17 protein-coding genes are annotated in these 22360 nt (G+C 74.5%); 10 read left to right on the top strand and 7 right to left on the bottom strand.

The window, feature by feature from the left end:
* Positions 1 to 10 precede the first annotated feature (10 nt).
* The 3 genes from WHI96_RS00575 (at position 11) to WHI96_RS00565 (ending at position 3485) form a co-directional block, all read left to right on the top strand.
* The gene (locus tag WHI96_RS00575; RefSeq protein WP_345648546.1) at positions 11 to 976 is read left to right on the top strand and encodes an alpha-ketoacid dehydrogenase subunit beta; all 966 of its coding nucleotides are present in this window, start codon (positions 11 to 13) and stop codon (positions 974 to 976) included.
* A 9-nt stretch (positions 977 to 985) separates the two neighbouring features.
* Positions 986 to 2884, top strand: coding sequence for a dihydrolipoamide acetyltransferase family protein (locus WHI96_RS00570; RefSeq protein WP_349302331.1), 1899 nt, complete (start codon positions 986 to 988; stop codon positions 2882 to 2884).
* A gap of 91 nt (positions 2885 to 2975) precedes the next feature.
* Complete coding sequence (locus tag WHI96_RS00565; protein WP_345647673.1) at positions 2976 to 3485, top strand: FxsA family protein; 510 nt, start codon at positions 2976 to 2978, stop codon at positions 3483 to 3485.
* A 172-nt stretch (positions 3486 to 3657) separates the two neighbouring features.
* On the opposite strand, the gene WHI96_RS00560 is transcribed toward WHI96_RS00565, so the two are convergent.
* The gene (locus WHI96_RS00560) at positions 3658 to 3792 is read right to left on the bottom strand and encodes a hypothetical protein (RefSeq protein WP_255497807.1); all 135 of its coding nucleotides are present in this window, start codon (positions 3790 to 3792) and stop codon (positions 3658 to 3660) included.
* Positions 3793 to 4100: 308 nt separating this feature from the next.
* On the opposite strand from WHI96_RS00560, the gene WHI96_RS00555 reads away from it, so the two are divergent.
* From WHI96_RS00555 to WHI96_RS00540, 4 genes are all read left to right on the top strand, one after another.
* A complete protein-coding gene (locus WHI96_RS00555; RefSeq protein WP_224401072.1) occupies positions 4101 to 5291 on the top strand; it encodes an ATP-binding protein in 1191 nt (396 codons plus the stop codon).
* A gap of 196 nt (positions 5292 to 5487) precedes the next feature.
* Positions 5488 to 5808 carry a GroES family chaperonin gene (locus WHI96_RS00550; RefSeq protein ID WP_062398895.1) on the top strand — a complete coding sequence of 107 codons (321 nt, stop codon included), beginning with the start codon at positions 5488 to 5490 and terminating at the stop codon, positions 5806 to 5808.
* Between the two features lie 128 nt (positions 5809 to 5936).
* On the top strand, positions 5937 to 8513 hold the full coding sequence (locus WHI96_RS00545) for a VanW family protein (protein ID WP_349302330.1): 2577 nt from the start codon (positions 5937 to 5939) through the stop codon (positions 8511 to 8513).
* A 95-nt stretch (positions 8514 to 8608) separates the two neighbouring features.
* Positions 8609 to 9034, top strand: a complete 426-nt coding sequence (locus tag WHI96_RS00540) for a CBS domain-containing protein (protein ID WP_345654464.1) — start codon at positions 8609 to 8611, stop codon at positions 9032 to 9034.
* Between the two features lie 66 nt (positions 9035 to 9100).
* Here the strand turns inward: WHI96_RS00540 and WHI96_RS00535 are convergent, their stop codons facing one another.
* Positions 9101 to 10927 (bottom strand): acyl-CoA dehydrogenase, encoded by a 1827-nt coding sequence (locus WHI96_RS00535; protein ID WP_345654461.1) that lies wholly within the window; start codon positions 10925 to 10927, stop codon positions 9101 to 9103.
* 255 nt (positions 10928 to 11182) lie between these two features.
* Here WHI96_RS00535 and WHI96_RS00530 point away from each other — a divergent pair, with 255 nt between their 5' ends.
* Both WHI96_RS00530 and WHI96_RS00525 read left to right on the top strand, forming a co-directional pair.
* The gene (locus WHI96_RS00530) at positions 11183 to 12364 is read left to right on the top strand and encodes a peptidoglycan recognition protein family protein (protein ID WP_345654458.1); all 1182 of its coding nucleotides are present in this window, start codon (positions 11183 to 11185) and stop codon (positions 12362 to 12364) included.
* A gap of 65 nt (positions 12365 to 12429) precedes the next feature.
* A complete protein-coding gene (locus WHI96_RS00525; protein ID WP_345654455.1) occupies positions 12430 to 13617 on the top strand; it encodes a class I SAM-dependent methyltransferase in 1188 nt (395 codons plus the stop codon).
* 102 nt (positions 13618 to 13719) lie between these two features.
* On the opposite strand, the gene WHI96_RS00520 is transcribed toward WHI96_RS00525, so the two are convergent.
* On the bottom strand, positions 13720 to 14352 hold the full coding sequence (locus WHI96_RS00520) for a 2-C-methyl-D-erythritol 4-phosphate cytidylyltransferase (protein WP_345654453.1): 633 nt from the start codon (positions 14350 to 14352) through the stop codon (positions 13720 to 13722).
* A 107-nt stretch (positions 14353 to 14459) separates the two neighbouring features.
* Here WHI96_RS00520 and WHI96_RS00515 point away from each other — a divergent pair, with 107 nt between their 5' ends.
* A complete protein-coding gene (locus tag WHI96_RS00515) occupies positions 14460 to 17105 on the top strand; it encodes a LuxR C-terminal-related transcriptional regulator (RefSeq protein ID WP_345654450.1) in 2646 nt (881 codons plus the stop codon).
* Positions 17106 to 17108: 3 nt separating this feature from the next.
* Here WHI96_RS00515 and WHI96_RS00510 read toward each other — a convergent pair whose 3' ends face one another.
* The 4 genes from WHI96_RS00510 to WHI96_RS00495 form a co-directional block, all read right to left on the bottom strand.
* A complete protein-coding gene (locus WHI96_RS00510) occupies positions 17109 to 18587 on the bottom strand; it encodes a dynamin family protein (RefSeq protein WP_345654448.1) in 1479 nt (492 codons plus the stop codon).
* Complete coding sequence (locus WHI96_RS00505; RefSeq protein WP_345654445.1) at positions 18584 to 20413, bottom strand: dynamin family protein; 1830 nt, start codon at positions 20411 to 20413, stop codon at positions 18584 to 18586. The genes WHI96_RS00510 and WHI96_RS00505 overlap by 4 nt, the downstream gene beginning before the upstream one ends.
* Positions 20414 to 20596: 183 nt before the next feature.
* Positions 20597 to 21400 (bottom strand): IniB N-terminal domain-containing protein, encoded by an 804-nt coding sequence (locus WHI96_RS00500; RefSeq protein ID WP_345654442.1) that lies wholly within the window; start codon positions 21398 to 21400, stop codon positions 20597 to 20599.
* Between the two features lie 113 nt (positions 21401 to 21513).
* Positions 21514 to 22359, bottom strand: coding sequence for a hypothetical protein (locus WHI96_RS00495; RefSeq protein WP_345654439.1), 846 nt, complete (start codon positions 22357 to 22359; stop codon positions 21514 to 21516).
* Position 22360: the final 1 nt, after the last annotated feature.

Here is a 22360-nt window from a genome sequence, read left to right as displayed (position 1 = left end):
GCCGACCACGATGGCGAAGGCGCTCAACGACGGCCTGCGTGCCGCGATGGAGCGCGACCCCAAGGTGCTGGTCATGGGTGAGGACGTCGGCCGGCTCGGCGGCGTCTTCCGCATCACCGACGGGCTGCAGAAGGACTTCGGCGAGCAGCGCGTGCTCGACACCCCGCTGTCGGAGTCCGGGATCATCGGCGCCGCGATCGGGCTCGCGGTGCGCGGGTTCCGCCCGGTCTGCGAGATCCAGTTCGACGGGTTCGTCTTCCCCGGCTACGACCAGATCGTGTCCCAGCTGGCGAAGCTGCGGTACCGGACGCAGGGCCGGGTGCCGGTGCCGGTCGTCGTCCGGATCCCCTACGGCGGCGGGATCGGTGCCGTCGAGCACCACTCCGAGTCGCCCGAGTCGCTGTTCGCGCACGTCGCGGGCCTGAAGGTGGTCACCTGCTCGACCCCGTCGGACGCGCACTGGATGATCCAGCAGGCGATCCTCTCCGAGGACCCGGTGATCTTCTTCGAGCCGAAGCGCCGGTACTGGGAGAAGGGCGAGCTCGACGGCGCCGACCTGGCGTCGGCGTACCCGCTGCACTCCTCCCGGGTGGTGCGGCCGGGCTCGACCCTGACCGTCGCCACCTACGGGCCGATGGTGCGGACCTGCCTCGACGCCGCCGCCGCGGCCGCCGAGGAGGGCCACGACCTCGAGGTGGTCGACCTGCGATCGCTGTCCCCGCTCGACCTCGGCCCGGTCGCGGACTCGGTGCGCCGTACCGGGCGGCTGGTCGTGGTGTCCGAGGCGCCCGCGGAGTCGTCGGTGACCTCCGAGGTCGCCGCCCGGATCCAGCAGGAGTGCTTCTTCTCGCTGGAGGCGCCGGTGCTGCGCGTGACCGGTTTCGACACGCCCTACCCGCCGTCGCGGCTGGAGGACGAGTACCTGCCGGACCTGGACCGGGTGCTCGACGCCGTCGACCGTTCCCTGGCCTGGTGAGGACCGCACATGCGTGAGCACTTCAAGCTGCCCGACGTCGGCGAGGGCCTGACCGAGGCCGAGATCGTCACCTGGCGGGTGGCGCCCGGGGACACGGTCGCGGTGAACGACGTGATCGTGGAGATCGAGACGGCGAAGGCGGCCGTGGAGCTGCCCTCGCCGTGGGCCGGGACGGTCGGGGAGCTGCTGGCCGAGCCGGGCGCGACCGTCGCGGTGGGGACGCCGATCATCGCGATCGACACCGGTGGGTCCGGGCCCGACGCCGACGCCGGCACGAAGATCGGTGAGGCGGGCCGGGACGGACGGATCGCGACGCTCGTCGGGTACGGGCCGCGGCAGGGTTCCGCCCGGCGACGGCCCCGGCGCGAGCCCACCGAGCCCACCGAGCCCACTGAGCCCACTGAGCCCACTGAGCCCACTGCCTCTGCCGAGCCCACCGCTTCCGCTGCGTCCACGTCCTCCGCCGGGTCCGCCGCTTCCGCCGCGCCCGCCGCCGCGCCCGCCGCCGGGTCCGTCGTGGCGGGGGCCCCCGTCGCGGCCGGAGCCGGTGGCTCGGGTGGCCCGGACGCGTCGGGGCCGGACGCGGCCGGTGTCCCGTCGCCCCAGCAGTCGCTCGGGTCGCCCGAGCAGGCCGCCCCCGTGACGTCCACCGCAGCCGACCCGAGGGCCGGGGGCTCCGACGAGCAGGCCGGGGGCTCCGACGAGCAGGCCGGGGGCTCCGGCGGGCAGGCCGGGGGCTCCGGCGGGCAGGCCGGTGGCGACGCGGTCGGACCGCGGGCCGCGCAGGTCCCGCTCGCCCCGCCGCCGGTCCGCCTGCTCGCACGGGAGCTGGGCGTCGACCTGCGGGCGGTGACGGGGACCGGGCGGGACGGCCGGATCACCCGTGAGGACGTGCACGCCGCCGCGCCGGGGGCCGGGGGTGCGGGCGCCGGAGCGGGCGCTGCCGCGACGTCCGCCGCCGGGTCGCCGATCGCCGGGGGCCTCGCCGCGACAGGTGTCGCCGCCGGGGGTGTCGCCGGCGCCGCGACCTCGGCTGCCGCGCCGGACGACTCGCGCCCCGGCGACCCGGGCGTCGCTCCTGGGCCCGCCGCCGGGCCGGGCGCCGCCGCGGGTCGGGGTGCGGCCGCCGGGCCGGGCACCGTCGCCGGGCCGGGCACCGTCGCCGGGCAGGGCGCTGCCGTCGGTCAGGGCACGACCACCGCCCGGCCCACCGAGGACCGGCGCGAGCCCATCCGCGGCGTCCGCAAGGCCACCGCCGCGGCGATGGTCGCGAGCGCGTTCACCGCGCCGCACGTCACCGAGTTCCTCGACGTCGACGTCACCGAGATGATGGCCCTGCGCGACCGGCTCCGCGCCTCGCGCGAGTTCGCCGGGGTCAAGCTGACCCCGCTGGCGTTCGTCGCGAAGGCCGCCTGCCTGGCCGCCGCGCGGACCCCGGCGGTCAACGCCAGCTGGGACGAGCGCGCCGGCGAGATCGTCTACTACGCCCGCGTCCATCTCGGCATCGCCGCCGCGACGCCGCGCGGGCTCGTCGTCCCCACGATCCGCGACGCGGACACCCACACCCTGCGCGGGATGGCCGACGCGCTCACGACGCTCACCGACACCGCCCGGGCGGGCCGGACCGCCCCGGCCGACCTGGTCGGGGGCACGTTCACGATCACCAACGTCGGCGTGCTCGGCGTCGACACCGGGACGCCGATCATCAACCCCGGCGAGGCCGCGATCCTCGCTGTGGGGTCGATCAAGCCCGCCCCCTGGGTCGTCGACGGCGAGCTGGCCGTGCGCACCGTGTGCCGGCTGGCGCTGTCGTTCGACCACCGCCTCGTCGACGGGGCCGAGGGCTCGCGGTTCCTCGCCGACGTCGGCGCGCTGCTGCACGACCCCGGGGTCGCCTTCACCTGGTGACCTTGGGAGATCATCCGGTGGCCCCGGGAGGTCGATCCGGGGAATTCGGGCGATCCGGGAGCAGAACGGCGTGCCCGCGCGTTGTACGGGCATGCCGTTCGTGCTGCTCTACGTCGTGCTCGAGATCGTCGCGCTCGCCGGGCTGATCGCGTGGATCGGACTGGGCTGGACCCTGCTGGTCCTGCTCGCCGGGTCCGTGGTCGGACTCCTGCTCGCCCGCCGGGAGGGTGTCCGCGCCGCCCGCGCGCTCGCCACCGCGGTGCAGCGCGGGAAGCTGGCGCACGAGGAGGCGACCGACGGGCTGCTCGTCGCCGCCGGCGGCATCCTCATCTTCCTGCCGGGCCTGATCACCGACGTCCTCGGTCTCGCCCTGGTGTTCCCCCCGACGCGGGCCCTGGTCCGGCGTCGCATGGTGAACGCCGCCGAGCGGGCCGCACCGAGCCTGCGCACCGCGCGGATCCGCTACGGCGCCACCGTGGTCGAGGGGGAGACCGTCACCGAGCCGCGCACGGCGACCGCGTACCCGCGCGTCACCGGCCCCTCCGCGGGCACCGGACCGGTCGTCGACGGCGAGGTCGTGGACGGTCCCGACCGCACCTGACCCGTCACCGGGCACCGCGATGCGTGGTCGCCGGCGCGCCCCGCACGCGGTCACCGCACCCCGCGTGCGAGGGTGCGACGGCGGCACCAGGGGTGCGACCGGCCGGGCGCGGCAGTCCGGGACGGGGTTGGTGGACGGCGGGAGCGTTCGGGGGTCGCCCCCGCCGCCCTTCTCACCAGCCGGGGCGCGCTCCTGCGAGCAGGCTGCGCAGGCTCTCCAGCCGTCGGCGACGCAGCGTGATCGGCTTCATCCGCAGTGTCGAGTGATGCATCCGGTCGGCGCGGTGCCGTCCGCGGTGTCGGCCCACAGCGCTCTCCTCCCGGGCGTAGTCACGTGCGACAGGGTGCTGCACACCCCAGAGTGTTGCTGGTCGACCGCGGTCGCGGAAGGTCACCGGGCGCGGGCCACCGGATCGTGACGACACCGCTGTCATTCACCGGTCCCGCTCGCACGGTGCGTTCGCGGCGGACCGCACGGGCGACGCCGGAACCGGCTCGGACGGGCTCTGCGACCACGCTGGGTGACCGACGTCGTCGTTGAGCCGCCCGGGTGGCGGGGCGCGACACGCCGCCCGTCGTCTACGGATTTCCGAAGAGCGGCGGATACCGTCCTCGCATGGACCCGGTGCGCAACCCGTTCGCCCCCGGCGCCGGGCAGCGCCCGCCGGAGCTGGCCGGCCGGGACCGCGAGGTGGACGCCTTCGAGATCGTCCTGGAGCGGGTCGCCCGCGGTCGCCCGGAGCGGAGCCTGGTGCTCACCGGGCTGCGGGGCGTCGGCAAGACGGTCCTGCTCGGCGAGCTGCGCTCGATGGCGATGCACGCCGGCTGGGGCGCCGGGAAGATCGAGGCCCGCCCGGACGCCGACCTGCGTCGTCCGCTGTCCGCGGCGCTGCACCGCGCGATCCGCGACCTCGCCGTCCGGCACCGGGCCCCCGAGCGCATCGACGAGGTGCTGGGCGTGCTCAAGGCGTTCGCGCTGCGGTCGTCGCCGGAGGGCACGAAGCTGCGGGAGCGCTGGCAACCCGGCATCGACGTCCCGGTGAAGAACGGGCGCGCGGACTCCGGGGACATCGAGATCGACCTCGTCGAGCTGTTCACCGAGGTCGCCGAGCTGGCCCAGGACGTCGGCTCCGGAATCGCGCTGCTGATCGACGAGATGCAGGACCTGCGGCCCGAGGACGTCTCCGCGCTGTGTGCCGCCTGCCACGAGCTGTCCCAGGCCCGGGTGCCGCTCGTCGTCGTCGGGGCGGGGCTGCCACACCTGCCCGCGGTGCTGTCGGCGTCGAAGTCCTACTCGGAGCGGCTGTTCAAGTACTCGCGGATCGACCGGCTGGACCGCTCCGACGCCGACTTCGCGCTGATCGCCCCGGCCGAGCGCGAGGAGGCGACCTTCGACCAGGAGGCCCTCGACGATCTCTACGTCCGCTCGGGCGGCTACCCCTACTTCGTGCAGGCGTACGGCAAGGCCGCCTGGGACGCCGCGCCGACCAGCCCGATCGGCGTGAAGGACGTCGAGATGGCCGCCCCCGAGGCCGAGGCCGAGCTCGCGGTCGGCTTCTTCGGCTCGCGCTTCGAGCGGGCGACGCCCGCCGAGCGCGAGTACCTGCGGGCGATGGCCGAGCTGACCGACGGGGAGGACCACCCCGTCGAGACGTCGCTGGTGGCCAAGCACCTGGACCGGCGGGCGTCGTCGCTGTCCCCGGCGCGCGACAGTCTGCTCAAGAAGGGCCTGGTGTTCTCCGCCCAGCGCGGCCAGATCGCCTTCACCGTGCCGCACTTCGGGCGGTACCTGCTGGCCAATACCTGAGCCCCGCTGCTCCGGACGAGTGAAAACTGCTTGCGGTGTAACAGGTCGCCGTGTCGGCGCGAAATCCCTGCTGAGCCCCGCGGCGCCACCCGACCCCCGACTCGGTCGCGCCGCGGGGCGTTCCACGTTCGGGGCATGCTCTCGCCTGCGCCGGGCGCCGCCGAGGGCGTCAGGGGTCACCCGTAGCATCGGCCCGGTGGTCGAGCCCAAACTCGAGATCCAGATGCTCCATGACCGGGTCATGATCAAGAGGGTCGAGGGTTCCGGCGAGCGACGGAGCTCGGCCGGAATCGTGATCCCGGCAACCGCACAGGTCGCCAAGCGTCTGGTCTGGGGAGAGGTGGTCGGGGTGGGACAGCACGTGCGCACGGTGAAGGCCGGCGACCGCGTCCTGCTCGCCCCGGAGGACCAGTACGAGGTCGAGATCGCCGGCGTCGGGCACCTGGTCATGCGTGAGCGGGACCTGCACGCGGTGGCCTCCGAGGCCACCCAGCACGGGACCGGTCTCTACCTCTGACCCCCCGGGTCGCGCCGGTCCGCACGGACCCGCGGCCCACCACCCCGTTCGACAGCGGTGTCGACGCAGGCGACGACGCCGGTCTCGATGACAGAGTCGATGGCAGTGCGGAAAGGAAGTCCCACGTCATGCCCGAGCGCCCTCCCTCGTCCGACGACGCGGACGAGCAGCCGGTGACGTCCGCGCCGGAGCCGGGAGACCCGCAGAACGGCGACGCCGCCGGTGCCGGTCGCCCCGTGATGCCCGCCCGCCGTCCCTCGCCCGGTCCCGCCGCCGCGCCACAGGGAACCCCCGCGCCACAGGGAACCCCTGCGCCGCAGGGCGCCACCGAGGTCCCGGCCGCCGACGTCTCCGGGCCCGCCGACCCGGCCGAGGCCGCCGAGCAGGCGCCGCCGGAGTCCCCCGCGGCCCGCACCGTCGTCGGGCAGGCGACCACGGCGGACGGCCCGCCCGCGCCGTCGCCCGCCCGGCACCAGCCGTCCCCCGCGCCGCAGCGCCCGGACGCCGGTGCCCCGCAGCAGCCCGGAACGCCGCCCCGCCCGGAGCCCGGCGCGGCCGCCCCGCAGCAGCCCGGAACGGCGCCCCGCCCGGAGTCCGGCGCGGCCGCGCCGCAGCCGTCCGGCGCCGCCCCGGCCCCGGCCTCGCCGCAGCCCGGTTCCCGGCCGTCCGGCGCGCCGGACGCGACCGGCCCGGTCCCCGCCGCCCCCGAGGGGCAGGACCAGGACACCGTCCGCGTCGCCCCGCTCAGCGAGCAGCGCACCCAGGTCCTGCCCCGGGTCACCCCGGCCGCGGCCGCGACGCCGCCCGCGGGCGGCGCCGCCGAGCAGACCGCCCGCATCCACACCGGCGGCCCGGGCGCGGGCACCGCGGTGCTCGGCGCCGGCGCGTTCGGCACCGCCGGCGCGACCGGCCCCGCGGCCGCGACCGGTCCGGGTGGGCCGGGCGGCCCCGGTGGGCCCGGCGGCCCCGGCGGTGGCGACGGCCCCGGCGATGGCGACGGGAACGGCGACGCCGAGGGCGGTGACGGCCGGAAGCGCAAGCGCCCGGTCGGCCTGATCGTCGCGGCCGCCGCGCTCGGCGTGCTCGTCCTCGGCTACGTCGGTGACCTCGCGCTCAGCTCCGGCAGCGTGCCGCGCGGCGTCGTCGTCGCCGGTCAGCAGATCGGCGGCATGTCACGCGCCCAGGCCACCGAGACGCTGCAGGCCGCGATCGAGCCCCGCTCCTCCGCGCCGGTGCCGGTCCAGGCCGGTGAGGTCCGCTCCGAGATCGACCCGAAGGCCGCGGGCCTGCAGGTCGACTACGCACGCACCCTCGACGAGGCGGGCGAGCAGCCGCTGAACCCGATCACCCGGATCTCCTCGTTCTTCTCCACCCGCGAGGTCGGGGTGGTCAACTCCGCCGACGACCGCGCCGTGCGCACCGCGCTCGAGCAGATGGCCCCGCTGGTCATGAAGGAGCCCAAGGAGGGCTCGGTCCAGTGGCAGGGCGTCACCCCGACCCCGGTCGCGCCGGAGCCGGGCCAGCAGCTCGACGTCGACGCGGCCGTCGGCGTCGTCGAGGAGCAGTGGGCCTCCGGCGAGCCGGTGCAGCTCCCGCTGATCGTCGAGCAGGCCGTCACCACCCCGGCCGACGTGCAGAAGGCCATCGACGAGGTCGCCAAGCCCGCCGTCGCCGGCCCGCTGACGATCACCGGTGAGGGCGCGAACGCGACCATCACCCCCGAGGACATCACCACCGCGCTCAGCTTCACCGCGGACCCGGAGGGCCCCGTGAAGCTGAAGCCGGTGATCGCGAACAAGACGCTCGAGGACGTCGCGCAGCCGCAGCTGGCCGGCACCGAGAAGCCCGGCGTCGATGCCCAGCTCGACTTCGCCGCGACCCCGCCGCGGGTCGTCCCGTCGCAGGACGGGCGCGGCATCGACTACGACGCGACCTTCGCCAACGTGCTGCCGATCCTCACCGGCCAGGGCGAGCGCACCGTCGCGGCGGTCTACGCGAACAAGCCGGCCGAGATCACCACGGCCGACCTGGAGTCGCTGGGCAACGCCACCGAGATCTCGACGTTCACCACCGGTGGGTTCGCCGCCGACTCGGGGCAGAACATCAAGCGCGCCGCCGAGGCCATCAACGGCCAGATCGTGCAGCCCGGCGAGACGTTCAGCCTCAACGGCGTCAGCAACCCCCGCAACGCCGCCAACGGCTACGTCGAGGCCGGCATCATCGAGGACGGCCACCCGGCGCGCGGCGTCGGCGGCGGTGTCTCCCAGCTCGCGACGACGCTGTACAACGCGTCGTACTTCGCCGGCATGACCGACGTCGAGCACAAGGAGCACAGCTACTACATCAGCCGCTACCCGGTGGCCCGCGAGGCGACGGTCTTCAACGACCTCATCGACGTCAAGTTCCGCAACGACGGCCCCACCGCCGTGCTGATCCGGACGACGTGGACGCCCAGCAACGTCACCGTCTCGTTCCTCGGCCAGAAGATGTACGAGGTCACCTCGGCGACCGGGCCGCGGACCAACCCGACCCAGCCGCAGGTCGTCAACATCCCCGCGGGGCAGCCGTGCAGCGCCAGCACGGGCTCGCCCGGCTTCACCGCGACCGACACCCGGACGATGCGCAACGTCCAGACCGGGGAGACGACGAGCAGGACGCGGACGGTCAAGTACAACCCTCAGCCGATCGTGCAGTGCGGCGGCTGATCCGGTGATCGTTCCCGTCAGGGGATGACGAGAGCCAGGTCACATTCGTACCCTGATCCCTCCAGCCGTCGGACAGCGAGGGATCGGGGTACCCCATGCGCATCGCGGACGTACTGAGGAACAAGGGCGGCGCGGTCAGCACCGTGGCACCGGAGGACCCGGTGAGCGAGGTGCTGCGCGCGATCGCCGAGCGGAACCTCGGCGCACTGCCCGTCGTCGACGGCGACCGGCTGGTCGGCATCGTCTCCGAGCGGGACGTGGTGCGCCGGCTGCACAGCCACGGTGCCGCGCTGCTCGACGCGCGGGTCGCCGAGGTGATGACCACCGAGGTGGTCACCTGCTCGCCCGACGACGGCGTCGGCGACCTCGCCCGGATCATGACCGACCGCCGGGTGCGGCACCTGCCGGTGGTCGTCGACGGGGCGCTGGCCGGGATCGTGTCCATCGGCGACCTGGTCAAGGCCCGGATGGACATGCTGGAGCAGGAACGCGAGCAGCTGGAGAGCTACATCGCGCAGTAGGGGCACGACGAGGAAGGGCCCCGGGCGGGGAGTCCGCGCCCGGGGCCCTTCGTCATCGGAACCGGATCAGAACGAGGCCTCGTCGAGCTCCATGAGCTCGTTGTCGGCGTTCGCGATGATCGCCTTGTCCGAGGTCAGGCGGGGCAGCACGGACTTCGCGAAGAAGGTCGCGACGCCGACCTTGCCCTCGTAGAAGGCCCGGTCCTTCGCCGAGACGCCGTCGGTGCCCAGCGCGGCGAGCGCGACGGTGGCCTGACGCAGCAGCAGCCAGCCGACGAGCAGGTCGCCGACCGCCATCAGCAGCCGCACGGTGTGCTGGCCGACCTTGTACAGCTCGGTGACGTCCTTGGTGGAGCCGTACAGGTAGCCGGTCAGCGTGCCGATCATCCCCTGCACGTCGGTCAGCGCGGTGCGCAGGAGCTCGCGCTCCTCCTTGAGCCGGCCGTTGCCCGCGTCGGAGTCGACGAACGCCTGGACCTCGCCCGCGACGTGCGCGAGCGCCTGGCCGTTGTCCCGGACGATCTTGCGGAACAGGAAGTCCTGGGACTGGATCGCGGTGGTGCCCTCGTAGAGGGAGTCGATCTTGGCGTCCCGGATGTACTGCTCGATCGGGTAGTCCTGCAGGAAGCCCGACCCGCCCAGGGTCTGCAGCGACTGCACGAGCTGCTCGGTGGCGCGCTCGGAGCCGACGCCCTTGACGATCGGCAGGAGCAGGTCGTTGACCTTCTCCGCGAGCGCGGCGTCCTCGCGACCGAGGCGCACCCTGTCCTGGAAGGTCGCGGTGTAGATGTAGACCGCGCGCATGCCCTCGGCGTACGCCTTCTGCAGCATCAGGCTGCGGCGGACGTCCGGGTGGTGGGTGATCGTGACCCGCGGCGCGGTCTTGTCGGTCATCCTCGTCAGGTCCGCGCCCTGCACGCGCTCCTTGGCGAACTCGAGCGCGTTCAGGTAGCCGGTCGACAGGGTGCCGATGGCCTTGGTGCCGACCATCATCCGGGCGTACTCGATGACCTGGAACATCTGGGCGATGCCGTCGTGCACGTCGCCCAGCAGCCACCCGACGGCCGGGGTGCCGTGCGCACCGAAGGTCAGCTCGCAGGTGGTGGAGGCCTTGAGTCCCATCTTGTGCTCGACGTTGGTCACGAAGGCGCCGTTGCGCTCGCCCGGGGCCCCGGTCTCGGAGTCGAAGTGGAACTTCGGCACCAGGAACAGCGACAGACCCTTCGTGCCCGGCTTTCCGCCCTCGGGGCGGGCCAGCACCAGGTGCATGATGTTCTCGGTGAAGTCCTGCTCGGCCGAGGTGATGAAGCGCTTCACGCCCTCGATGTGCCAGGTGCCGTCGTCCTGCCGGATCGCCTTGGTGCGGCCGGCGCCGACGTCGGAGCCCGCGTCCGGCTCGGTCAGCACCATGGTGGCGCCCCAGCCGCGGTCGATCATCAGCTGGGCCCAGCGCTTCTGCTCGGAGTTGCCGTTCTCGTAGAGGATCGAGGCGAAGTTCGGGCCGGCCATGTACATGAAGATGGCCGGGTTGGAGCCGCACATCAGCTCGGCGGCGGCCCACTGCACGGACGGCGGGATGCCCATGCCGCCCAGCTCGTTCGGCAGGCCGAGGCGCCACCACTCGCCGTCCCAGAGGACCTTGTAGGCGTCCTTGAGCTCCTGCGGCGTGGTGACCGTGTGGTCCTCGGGGTGGAAGACCGGCGGGTTGCGGTCGATCGTGGCGTAGTGCTCGGCGAGCGGGCCGGTGCAGACGGTCGACAGCTCCGACAGCACGCCCCTGGCGGTGTCGACGTCGACGTCGGTGAACGGTCCCGTCCCGAGGTGGTCCTGTACCCCGAACACCTCGAAGAGGTTGAACTCGAGGTCGCGCACGTTGCTCTTGTAGTGGCCCATCCGTCCTTCACCGCCGTTCGTGCCAGGGCCGATCGACTTACCGGCCGGTAACTGACTCCAGAGTATTACCGACCGGTAACCGGAGCAAGGGTGCAGGTGCGGGTTCAGGGACCGCCCACCCGTGTGACGCGCTCGCCCGGCGCGCCCGCGCCGTCGTTGTCCGTGAACCGAGAGAATGCGGAGTCGCACGGGACGTATGTGGCGTGTGTGACGGAGGCGGTGCCGGCGTGGTGCCGCCGATGGGGGGCAGCAGCAATGGGCGAGCCGGGACAGAGCTGGAGCCGCCGCGGGCTGCTGGTCGGGGGTGCGGTCGCCGGCGCGGGCCTGGTCCTGCCCGGCCGGGCGGTCGCCGGGCCGCCGCCGACCACCGACCCCGCTCCGCCCGCCACGGGTCCGGTGCCCGGCCCGTCGGCGGTCCCGGGGCCGGACGGCATGCCCGGCCCGGCCGGTGCCGGTCCGCTGGCCGAGGGCGTGCCGGTCCCCTCCATCGCGCGCTGCTTCGAGTGGGGCGCGCGCAGGCCGAAGTTCCCGCCGAAGATCTGGGACCGGCGCCCGATCCGGATCCTGGTGCACCACACGGCCGGGGCGAACACGAACGACTACAGCGTCGGCGCCGCGCACCGGATGGCCAGGGCGATCCAGAACTACCACATGGACCGCAACGGCTGGCTCGACTCGGGGCAGCACTTCACGATCTCGCGTGGCGGGCACGTCATGGAGGGCAGGCTCTGGAGTCTCGGCGAGCTCAACGGGGGCCGCCGCGTCGTCGAGGGGGCGCACTCGCCCGGTCAGAACGTCATCGCGATCGGCATCGAGAACGAGGGCACCTACATGGGGGTCGACCCGACCCCGGCGCTGTGGAACTCGCTGCGCGTCACCTGTGCCTACATCTGCCTGCGCTACGGCATCGCCCCGACCGAGCTCTACGGCCACCGCGACTACCGCAACACCCTTTGCCCGGGCGACCGTCTCTACGCCGCGCTGCCCCGGCTGCGCCGCGAGGTGGCGGGGCTGCTGGGCAGGCGGCTCTCGCGCACCGAGGCGACCAAGGCGAGCTGGCCGCTGCTGCGCACCGGCGACCGCGGCCCGGTGGTCGAGGCGGCCCAGTACCTGCTGCGCGACGCCGGGTCGCTGACCGGGAAGCCCGACGGCCGGTTCGACGACCGCACCGCGGCCGCGGTGAGCGAGTTCCAGCGCGCGCACCGCGCCGACGACGTCAACGGCCTGCTCGGCGGGGAGACCTGGCCGGAGCTGGCCCGCACGGTGCGCGCGGGCACCGAGGGCGACGCCGCCCGTGCCGTCGAGGTGCTCGCGGCGGCACGACGGGTGGAGAGCGTGCCCGACGTCGTCGACCACCCGCAGTGGCAGAAGCTGCTCGGGACCTCCGGCAGCGCCGTCCCGGACGCGCACGACCCGCAGGGCGTGCTGAACCGCTGAGGGCTCGGCCCGCGCGGGCGGAGCGCCCGCACGGACGGGTGACGGCCTGCCGCTAGTCTCGCCCGGTGCTGAACCGCTGCCCCGCGTGCGCCGCGCCCGCGAGCGACCCGTTCTTCTCCGCGACCGGGCTGCCGGTGCACGGCACCGCGGTGCTGCCCGACCCGGTCTCGGCGCGTTCCGTGGCCACCGGTGACCAGGTCCTCGTGCTGTGCGAGCGCTGCGGGCTGGTGTTCAACCGCGACTTCGACCCGGGGCTGCTCGACTACACCGGCGACCACGAGGAGTCCCAGCACCACTCCCCCCGCTTCGCCGCCTACGCCGCGGAGGTCACCGCGGACTGGGTGGCGCGGTTCGGGCTGGCCGGGCGGCACGTCGTCGAGGTGGGGTGCGGGTCCGGTGACTTCGCCGCCGAGCTGCTCGGCGCCGGCGTCGGCCGGGTGACCGGGATCGACCCGCACTTCCTGCCGCAGCGGGTCCGCCCGGAGCTGGCGGACCGGCTCACCGCCGTCCCCGCGGAGTTCGCCCGTGACCAGGTCGAGCCGGACACCGCCGCCCTGGTCTGCCGGCACACCCTGGAGCACATCCCCGACCTCGCCGTCTTCGGTGCGGAGCTGCACGCCGGGCTGCGTCGCGGCGGCGGCCGGGCGCTGCTGGCCGAGGTGCCCGACCTGGGCCGGATCCTCGACGAGGGCGCCTTCTGGGACCTGCAGTACGAGCACTGCTCCTACTTCACCCCGGCGACCCTGCGGACGTTCCTGACCGGGGTCGGCTTCTCCGACCCGCAGGTGCGGCTGACCTACGCCGACCAGTACGTCGTCGCCGAGGCGGGCCCGGACGGGACGCCGGGCACACCCGAGCTGGAGCCGCACCTGCGCGAGGCGCTGCGCAGCGCCTGCCGGGACTTCGCGACCCGGGTGTCGGACCAGGTCGGACGCTGGCGGGAGTGGCTGGGCGGCCGGGCCGCGACCGGCGACGAGGTGGTCGTCTGGGGCGGCGGGGCGAAGGGGCTGACCTTCCTCAACGTCGTCGAGGGCGGGACGGAGGGGACCGGCGCGGTCGGCGCGGTCGTCGACATCAACCCCGGCCTGCAGGGGCGCTTCATGGGCGGGCTCGGGCTGCCGATCCGCGCCCCGAAGGACCTGCTGGACTCCCCGCCGCGCTCGGTACTGCTGATGAACCCGGTCTATACCGGCGAGGTGCGCACCACGCTCGACGAGCTGGGGCTCGGGTCGACCGAGCTGCTCGCGGTCTGACGGCCGGGGCCGGCCGCGGCGCCCGGACGGCCCGGTCGAGCTCGGCGCGCCTCGCCGGTCAGGCCGTCCCCGCAGACCCGGTCCCCCGGGACGCCGGCTCGTTCATCCGACCAGGCGCCGGACGACGGCCAGGTCCTCCGGGCTCGCCACGTGCAGGTTCGCCGGGTCCCCCGGCACCGTCACCACGCGGTGGCCGAGCGCGGCGAGCATCCCGGAGTTCTCCACCGGCCGGGGCGCGTCGGCGTGCGCGGCGCGCAGGACGTCCGCGCGGAACGCCTGCGGCGACTGTGTGATCACCGCGTCCTGCTTGGGGAGGGTGTCGACGACGACGCCGTCGCGCACCCGCTGCACCACCTCCAGCAGCGGGACCACCGGCACCGCCCCGTCGGCGCCCGCCCGCACGGCCTCGACGACATCGGTGAAGATCCGGTCGGTCGCGAGCGGGTGCGCCGGGTCGGCGAGCACCAGGACCGCCGCCTCGGCGGGCACGACGGCCAGCCCGGCCCGCAGGGACTCCGACTGGTGGTCGCCGCCGACGGCGAGCGCGTCGACCGGCTCGCCGTCCCAGTCCACCCCGGACGGCAGCACCAGCGCGACCCGGTCGCAGGTGCGCCGGGCGGCGGCGACGGTGTGGTCGACCAGCCGGGACCCGGCCAGCTCGTCGAGCTGCTTCAGCCGGCCGTACCGGAGCCCCCGGCCGCCCGCCAGCACGATCGCCCACACGTGGTCACGCACTCCGGTGATCCTGCCGGGTCCGGCGCGGGAACCGGACACCGCACCCGATAGCCTCGGCCGTTCCCGATCGGGCGACCCGATCGGGCGGCCGGGAGGGGCGGACGAGGATGGCGGTACCGACGACGTCCCCCGCCTCCGCTGCGTCGACCGGCCCGCTGGCCGGGTCCCCCGCCGCGGTCGCGCTGGTCCGGGCCGTCGCCGAGGACCCGGCCGCGCCGCGCCTGGTGGCCCTCACCGGCCCGGCCGGTGCGGGCAAGTCGACGGTGCTGCGCGAGCTCGTCCGAGCCTGGTCCGGGGCCGTCGGCCCCGACGAGGTCGTCGAGGCGGTTCCCGGCGAGGTCATCGGCCACGAGGGGCTCGTCGTCGTCGTGGACGACGCCCAGGAGCTCGGCGAGGAGGACCTCGCCGTCCTGCGCGGCCTGGCGCGGGAGCCCCGGGCCCGGCTGGTCGTCGCGTTCCGCCCGTGGCCCCGGAGCCGCGCGCTGGCCCGGCTCGGCGCGACGCTGGCCGCCGCCGCGCCCCCGCTGGTCCTGGGCGCGCTCGACGCTGCCGGGATCGCCGCCCGGGCCGCCCGCGTCGCCGGGGTCCGGATCTCCGACGAGGCCGTCCGGGTCGTCGCCGAGCGCACCGCCGGTGCCCCGGTGCTGGTCGACCGGCTGCTCGCCCACGGACGGGTCGGCGGGCCGGTGCCGCCACAGCTCGCCGAGCAGATCGGCTACGCCGTCGACGCCGAGGACCCGCGCGTGGTCGAGCTGGTCACCGCGCTCGCGCTCGGCGCCCCGGTGGACGGCGAGGTGCTCGTCCCGCTGCTCGGGATCTCCGACGCGGCCGGGATCGGCGTCGGCGCCGAGATCGCCGAGCTCGACGAGCTGTCCGGCCGGGCCGTCGCCGCCGGGCTCTGCACCCCCGACGGGCGGGTCGTCCCGCTGGTCGCCGAGTCGATCCGCACCCGGGTCGCGCCCGCCCGGCGGGCCGAACTGCGCCGCCACCTCGCCGAGATCGAGCTGGACCGCGGCGGGAGCGTGCTCGCCGTCGCCCGCACCCTGCGCGGCTCCGGCGCCACCGGCGAGCGGGCCGCCGCGGTGTTCACCGCCGCCGCGGCCGAGGCGGCCCGCGCGGAGAGCCCGGACGCGGTCCGGTTCTACGCCGAGGCCGTCGCCGCCGGGGCACCGCCGCTGACCGTCGCCGCGCGCCGCGCGCAGGCCCACCTGGTCGCCGGGGACCTCGACGGCGCGCTCGGGCACGCAGACTCGGTGCTGTCCGCGACCGACGCCGTCGAGGCCGAGGACGCCGTCCGCGCGGGGTCGGTCGCGGCGGCCGTCCTCGCCCGGCGGGGGCTGCTGGCACGCAGCGCCGAGCTGTACCGGTGGACCGCGGCGGTGTCCGGGGAGCGCCCGCCCGCGGCGGCCGTGCCCGTCCTGATCGGAACCGGGGCGCTGGCCGAGGCCCGCGCCGTCGTCGGGGTCGACGGCGACGGTTCCGGGTTCGTCGCCGGCCGCGCGCCCACCCTCGTCGACGGCGCCGACGACCTCACCGCCCGCGGCATCCTCGACTCGGTCGAGGGCTCCCCGACGGCCGCGCTGTCCGGCCTGGCCCGCGCCGCCGGTCTGCTGGAGTCCGCGCACGGCGCCGCGCTGCTGCCCGACACCCCGGCCGCGCTCGCCGCGCTGGTGGCCGTGCACACCGGGGAGTTCGACGTCGCCGCGTCCGTACTGGACCGCGCCCTGCGGACCGAGCTCGGCGGGGCGCCCGCCCGGGCCCGGCACCGGCTGCTGCTCGGCTGGATCGCGCTGCTGCGCGGCGCGACCGGCCCGGCGTCGGAGCGGCTCGCCGCCGTCGACGCGGGCGACGGCCCCCTCGAACCGCGCGACGAGTTCATCGCCGCCGCGCTGCGGGTCGCGATCGCCCGCCGCCAGTCCGACCTCGGCGCCCTGATGCGGTCCTGGACGCGGGCCCGGCAGGCGATCGTCCGGCACCCGGTCGACCTCTACGTGCTGCAGCCGCTCGGGGAGCTGGTGACCGCGGCGTCGCGGCTGCGGGAGGAGAGCTGGGTGGCCCCGCACCTCGCCGAGGCCGACGCGCTGCTCGACCGGCTCGGCCGTCCCGCGCTGTGGGCCGCCCCGCTGCACTGGGCGCGGCTGCAGGCCGCGGTGCTCACCGACGACGTCGAGGCCGTCCGCGCCCGGTCCGAGGAGCTGCGGAGCGCGGCCTGCGGCAGCCGCTTCGCCCACGCCATGGCGACGGCGGCGCCGCACTGGGTGGGCGTGCTGGAGGGCCGCGTGGACGCGGCCGGGGTGGAGGCCGCCGCCCGCGGTCTGCACGCCGTCGGCCTGTCCTTCGACGGCGGTCGCCTCGCCGGGCAGGCGGCGCTGCGGACCGGGGACCGGCGCGCGGTGTCGGCGCTGCTGGCCTGCGCGCGGGCGCTGCAGGCAGCGGGGACGGACCTGCGCCAGGGGGCCGTCCCACCGCCCACGCAGGAGCCCGGACCGGTCGCGGAGGAGTCCGCCGTCGCGGCCCCGGCGCCCGTCGAGGCCGCTCCGGAGCCGGCCGCGTCGGGCCTGCTGTCCGAGCGTGAGCTGGAGGTCGCCGAGCTCGTCGTGCAGGGCCGCACCCAGCGCGAGATCGGCGAGGCGCTGTTCATCTCGGCGAAGACCGTCGAGCACCACGTGGCCCGGATGCGTCAGCGCCTCGGGGTGGGCGGCCGCAGCGAGCTGCTCGACGAGCTCCGCCGGATCCTGGGCGCCCGCGGGTAGGGCTCAGTGGTGCGCGTGCGGGCGCGACGCCTCGGCGAGCAGCCCCTCGCAGGACCGCACCACGATCCGCGCGGCCTCCGCCGACGCCCGCCCGGTCAGCGGGCTCTCCGCCCGCCGCCGCCAGCGGCGCAGCGCCTCGGAGGCGGCGTCGTGGACCTCGCGCGGGCCCGCGGCGCCGTCGAGCCCGAGCCGGGCAGCCGCGGAGCCGCCCTCGCCGCCGAGCAGACGTTCGGCGTCGGCGAGCGCCTCGGGCGGGAAGACGATCTTCCCGGCGCGCAGGTCGGCCAGCGCCCGCAGCTCGACGAACTCGTGCGCCCCGGCCAGGATCCGCTCCACCTCCGCGCGCAGGGCGGCCGTCGCCGGGCGGGGCTCGCGGGTCAGCACGAGGTCGACGGCGAGCAGCGCGGAGCGGGCCTTGAGCAGGTCGCGGCGCTCGGAGAACTGGGTGTCGAGCACCGAGCGCAGCTCGTCGAGACCGGAGCGGCGCACCAGGTCGTCGGCCAGCGCGGTCGGGTCCTTCACGCCCTGGCGGATCAGCGTCGTCCCGAGCCGGACGCCGAACAGGCCGAACCGCTCCAGCAGCGCGATCCGGGTGGCGGCGTCGGGCCGGTCGAGGTCGGTGCGCCCGAACCGGTCGGCCGAGAGCAGCAGCGCCTCGACCTCGCCCCGCGGGAGCTCGGCCAGCTCGGCGAGCGCGACGTACTCGTCCTGCCGCATGGTGCGGGCGGTCTCGGCGAGCAGCCCGGCGACGGCGACGACCGTCTGGCACAGCCCCCGCAGCTTGTCGTCGCCGCGGTAGCGCCGCGCGATCCGGCGCGCGGAGATCAGCGCGTCGAGCCGGCCGACGCCGATCTCGTCGGCGCGCGACAGCACCGCGATGGTGTTCACCGGGGTCGCGCGGGCGACGCCGCGGTCGTGGAAGGCCTCCAGGAACCGCACGTCACCGGCGTGCAGGTGACGCATGAGGTAGACGACGGCGTCGGCGGGCGACGGCGTGTCCTCCGGCGTCAGGAACTCCCCGGCCCGGCCGGCGGCGTCGGCGGTCAGCGACCCGATGCCGGGGGTGTCGATGAGGTTGGTGCGCCGCAGGTGCTGCGACGGCCAGTCGACGCGCAGCCGGTCGACGTCCTCCACCGGGGTGCCCTGCAGGTCGATCTGCAGCGCGCCGTCGCGCCGGGCCAGGGTGAGCGGGCGGTCCGCGCCGGAGCGCAGGTGCATCCGCACACCGGGGGCGGGCGCGTCCGCGTACCAGGTGACGATGCGGGTGCACTCGCCCGCGTCGGTGGGCGCGATCCGCTCGCCGACGAGGGCGTTGAGCAGTGTGGACTTGCCGGCCTTGACCTTGCCGGCGATCGCGACGCGCAGCGGCTCGTCGAACCGGTCCAGGTGGTGGCGCAGCCAGCCCGCGGCCTGCGGGGAGTCGCCGTAGGCGTCCAGGGTGCGGCGCAGCAGCGCCCGGGTCTGCTCGGTCAGCGCGCTCACGCAGACCCTCCGGTGCCCGCGGCGGCGGCCAGTGCCCTGGCCCGCTCGGCGAGGCCGCCGACCCGCTCCAGCTCGGCCTCCAGGTCCGCGACGCGCTTCTGGCGCTCGGCGTCGTCCTTCAGGGCGGTCTGCGCGGCCGCGACGGACTCCTTCAGCGCCTCGGACAGCTCGTCGGCGACGGTGGTGAAGTGGTCGCGCAGGTCGCGCTGGATCCGGCGCAGGTTGTCCCGTGAGTCCTTGCCGACCTGGAAGGTGACCTCGTCGATGTGCCGGCGCACGGCGTTCTTCGACTCGGCCTGGCGCCGCTGCTTCATGCGCTTCTTCTCGTCGCGCACGGTCTTGGCGCCGAACAGCAGACCGGCGCCGATCGAGATCGGGTTGAGCAGCGCGAACCCGGCGACCGTCGACGCCAGTCCGAGCATCAGCATGCCGCCGTAGCCGCCGCGGGCGCCGACGAAGAGTTTCTGGCCGACGCCGAACTTCTCGTCCGCGGGCATGTCCAGCGGGTCCACCAGCCCGGCCACCGACCCGCCCGCGACGCGCAGCTCGGGCAGGGTGACGTCGACGGCCTCGGCGAAGTGCTCGGCGACCTGCTCGGCCAGCCATCGGGCCCGCTCCGTGGTCCACACGAAGTTCTGCGCGACGGCGTGCGAGACCTGCTTGTGGAACCACTCGGCGAACTGTTCCCAGATGTCGGCCGGGTCGGCGTCCTCGAGCAGCTGCTCGGCGTCGCGGGAGACGGCACGCAGCCGGTCCCGCAGGTCGTAGTCGATGTCGGCGATCAGGTCGGCGACGCCGTCGTTCAGGGTGGTCTGCCAGCGCGCCGAGCGCTGGCGCAGCCCGTCGACGCGTGACCGCGCGGCCTCCAGCTCGCGGGCGAGCTGGCCGGCCTTCTCCGGGTCCCTCTGCGACATCAGCTCGGCCCGCATCGTGGCCTCGAGGGCCTGGCAGGTGACGAGCACGTCCTGGCTGGTGGAACGGCGGTCCAGGTCGTCGGCGGCACCGACGACCTTGCGCAGCAGGAAGCTGGTGAGCGCCTGGAACCCGGACTCGGCGATGAGGTCGAGGTCCTGGGTGCGGGCCGCGTGCAGCCGCAGCGCGGAGGAGACCGGCAGCAGCTCGGCGTCGACCCGGGCGGTGCGCAGGTGGCCCTGGTCGAGGTCGACGATCCGGCGCCAGTGCGGGTACAGGTCGGTCTTGGTGACGATGCAGGCGACGTTCGGGCAGAGCTTGCGCGCGGCCTGCAGGAACTCCAGCTCGGGGGCGGTGTACTCCTGACTGGCGTCGGAGACGAGCAGCACGGCGTCCGCCGTGGGCAGGGCCGACATCGTGGCCGCACCGTGGGCCGACCCCAGGCCGCCGACCCCGGGTGTGTCGACGAGCGCGAGCCCGCTCTGCAGGAGCTTGCGGGGCAGCGTCACCTCGGCGCGGGTCAGGCCGGCGCGGTTGCCCGGATTGCCGCCCTCGGACACGTGGTCCGCGAGTTCGTTCAACCCGACGACCGTCCGGTCGGCCTTCTCGGCCACGGCACCGTCCGCCCCGGCGACCTCCCGGACCAGCGTCACCGACGTCTCCTCGCCGAAGCGGACGAGCGTCGGTACGGCGGTGGCGATGTCGTCGTCGACGGGACAGACGGCGGCGTTCACGAGGGCGTTCACGAGCTGGCTCTTGCCCTGCTTGAACTCGCCCACCACGAGGACCCGGACCACGGGGTCCGACAGCCTGGTCCTGGTCTGGCGCAGCCGGGGAGCGAGGTCGGGACGGTCGTAGGCCGTGACCGCCTTGAGGGCGAGGTCGACGAGCGCGACCGCCTCCGGTACCGCCACGTGCGTTGCGCCCCCCATCGCTCCGGAGCGGTGCGGGCACCGCTCGTCACGTCGCTGTCATGGATACACCAACGTCATCGGCCCCGGTCACCCACGTGAGGGTGGCCGGGGCCGATGGGCCGTGCAGTCGATCCTACTGCTCGCGGACGGAGCAGCAACGCTTTCTCGTCAGGGTGTCGAGGATCAGAGAAGCGAGGCGTCGACGTCGGCGTCGTTGAGCACGTTGACGTTGCCGCTGTCCTCGGTGACGGTCGAGGTCGAGCTGTCGATGTCGTTGTTGAACGAGTCCTCGAACGACGTGGTGGTCTCGCTCGTGGTGGTGGTCTCCGACGAATTGTACGAGCCGTTCACCGAGTCGTCGCCGCTGGCGTCGCCGGTGCCGATGGCGACGGCGCCGCCGTCGTCGGCGGTGATGTCGCCGTAGGAGTTGGCCGAGGAACCGTCGCCGAAGGCGACCTGGTTGTCGTCGCCGTTGACCACGGCGTTGCCGTCACCCACCGCGTTGCCGTCACCGGTGGTGATGGTCGAGTCACGGATGTCGTCGCCGGCGGCCACCGCGCCGTCGCCGGACGCGACGACGGAGTTGGTGTCGATGTCCTGGCGGAAGTCGCCGCCACCGGTGTCGATGTTCTGGTTGATCGAGTTGTCGACGATGGTGTCGCGGTCGTCGACGTTGTAGGTGTAGTGGTTGTTGGTCACGTACTTCTCGATGTACTTGACCGGGTCCTCGTCGTGGTGCACGGGCGGCGGCGGCGGGGTGTGGTGGTGGCCGCCACCGTGGCCGCCGCCGGTGTTGTAGTCGCGGTCGAAGGAGACCTCGTCGTTGTCCTGGGCCAGGACGATCGCGTCGCGGACGTCCTCGGCGGAGACGTCGGACAGGCCGCACTGGGCGAGCGTGCCCTGGGGGTCGTCCTTGAACTCGGCCAGGAGCTTGGGGTCCTTCAGCAGGTCCAGGATGAACTGGATCAGGGTCTTCTCGGCGGACATGGCGTTCTCCTCATGGGGTGCCGTCGCGCTCGGGCGGGCGACGGAAGGCGGTGGTGGCGGGGCGAGCGGGCCGGAGCCGGAGTCCGGCCCGCTCGGTGACTACGGGAGTCGGATCAGGCGAGGTCGAGGTTCGCCTCGAGGCCGTTGCCGATGTTGATGTTGCCGCTGTCGGTGGTGGTGTTCTCGACCGAGTCGTCCACAGTGGTGTTGAACGAGTCCTCGTAGGTGGTCTCGGTCGTCGTGGTGGTCGTGGTGGACTCCTCGTTGAAGGAGTCGTTCACCGAGTTGTCGCCGTTGGCGTCGCCGGTGCCGATGGCGACGGCGCCGCCGTCGTCGGCGGTGATGTCGCCGTAGGAGTTGGCCGAGGAACCGTCGCCGAAGGCGACCTGGTTGCCGTCGCCGTTGACCACGGCGTTGCCGTTGCCGACCGCGTTGCCGTTGCCGGTGGTGATGGTCGAGTCGTCGATGTCGCCGCCGGCGGCCACGGCGCCGTCGCCGGAGGCGGTCACCGAGTTGGTCTCGATCGTCTGGCGGAAGTCGCCACCGTCGGTGTCGACGTTCTGGTTGATCGAGTTGTCGACGACGGTGTCGCGGTCGTCCACGTGGTACTCGTAGAAGTTGTCCTTGACGTGGACCTTCTCGTGCTCCGCGCCGCCGTGCTCGTGGCCGCCCTCGTGGTGGCCCTCGGAGCCGGCCTTCCAGGCCCAGCCGGCGTTGCCGCCGTCCCAGTCGAAGCCGGTGTCGTAGCTGCGGTCGAACGACACGGTGTCGTTGTCCTGGAGGAGCACGGCGGCGTCGCGGACGTCCTCGGCGGTCAGGTGACCGAGACCGTGGTGCTCGAGCGCGGCGTCGGGGTTCTTCAGGAACCAGTCGCGCAGCTCGATGTTCTCGTCCTTGTCCGGGCCGAGCCCGAGGATGATCTTGACGAATTCGACGAGCGAGAGGTCGCGGCCGGCCATG

It is taken from the genome of Pseudonocardia tropica (assembly GCF_040105315.1).
Classification (GTDB): domain Bacteria; phylum Actinomycetota; class Actinomycetes; order Mycobacteriales; family Pseudonocardiaceae; genus Pseudonocardia; species Pseudonocardia alni.
Note: the sequence above shows the minus strand (reverse complement) of the source record. Positions and strands in the feature narration are given on the sequence as shown.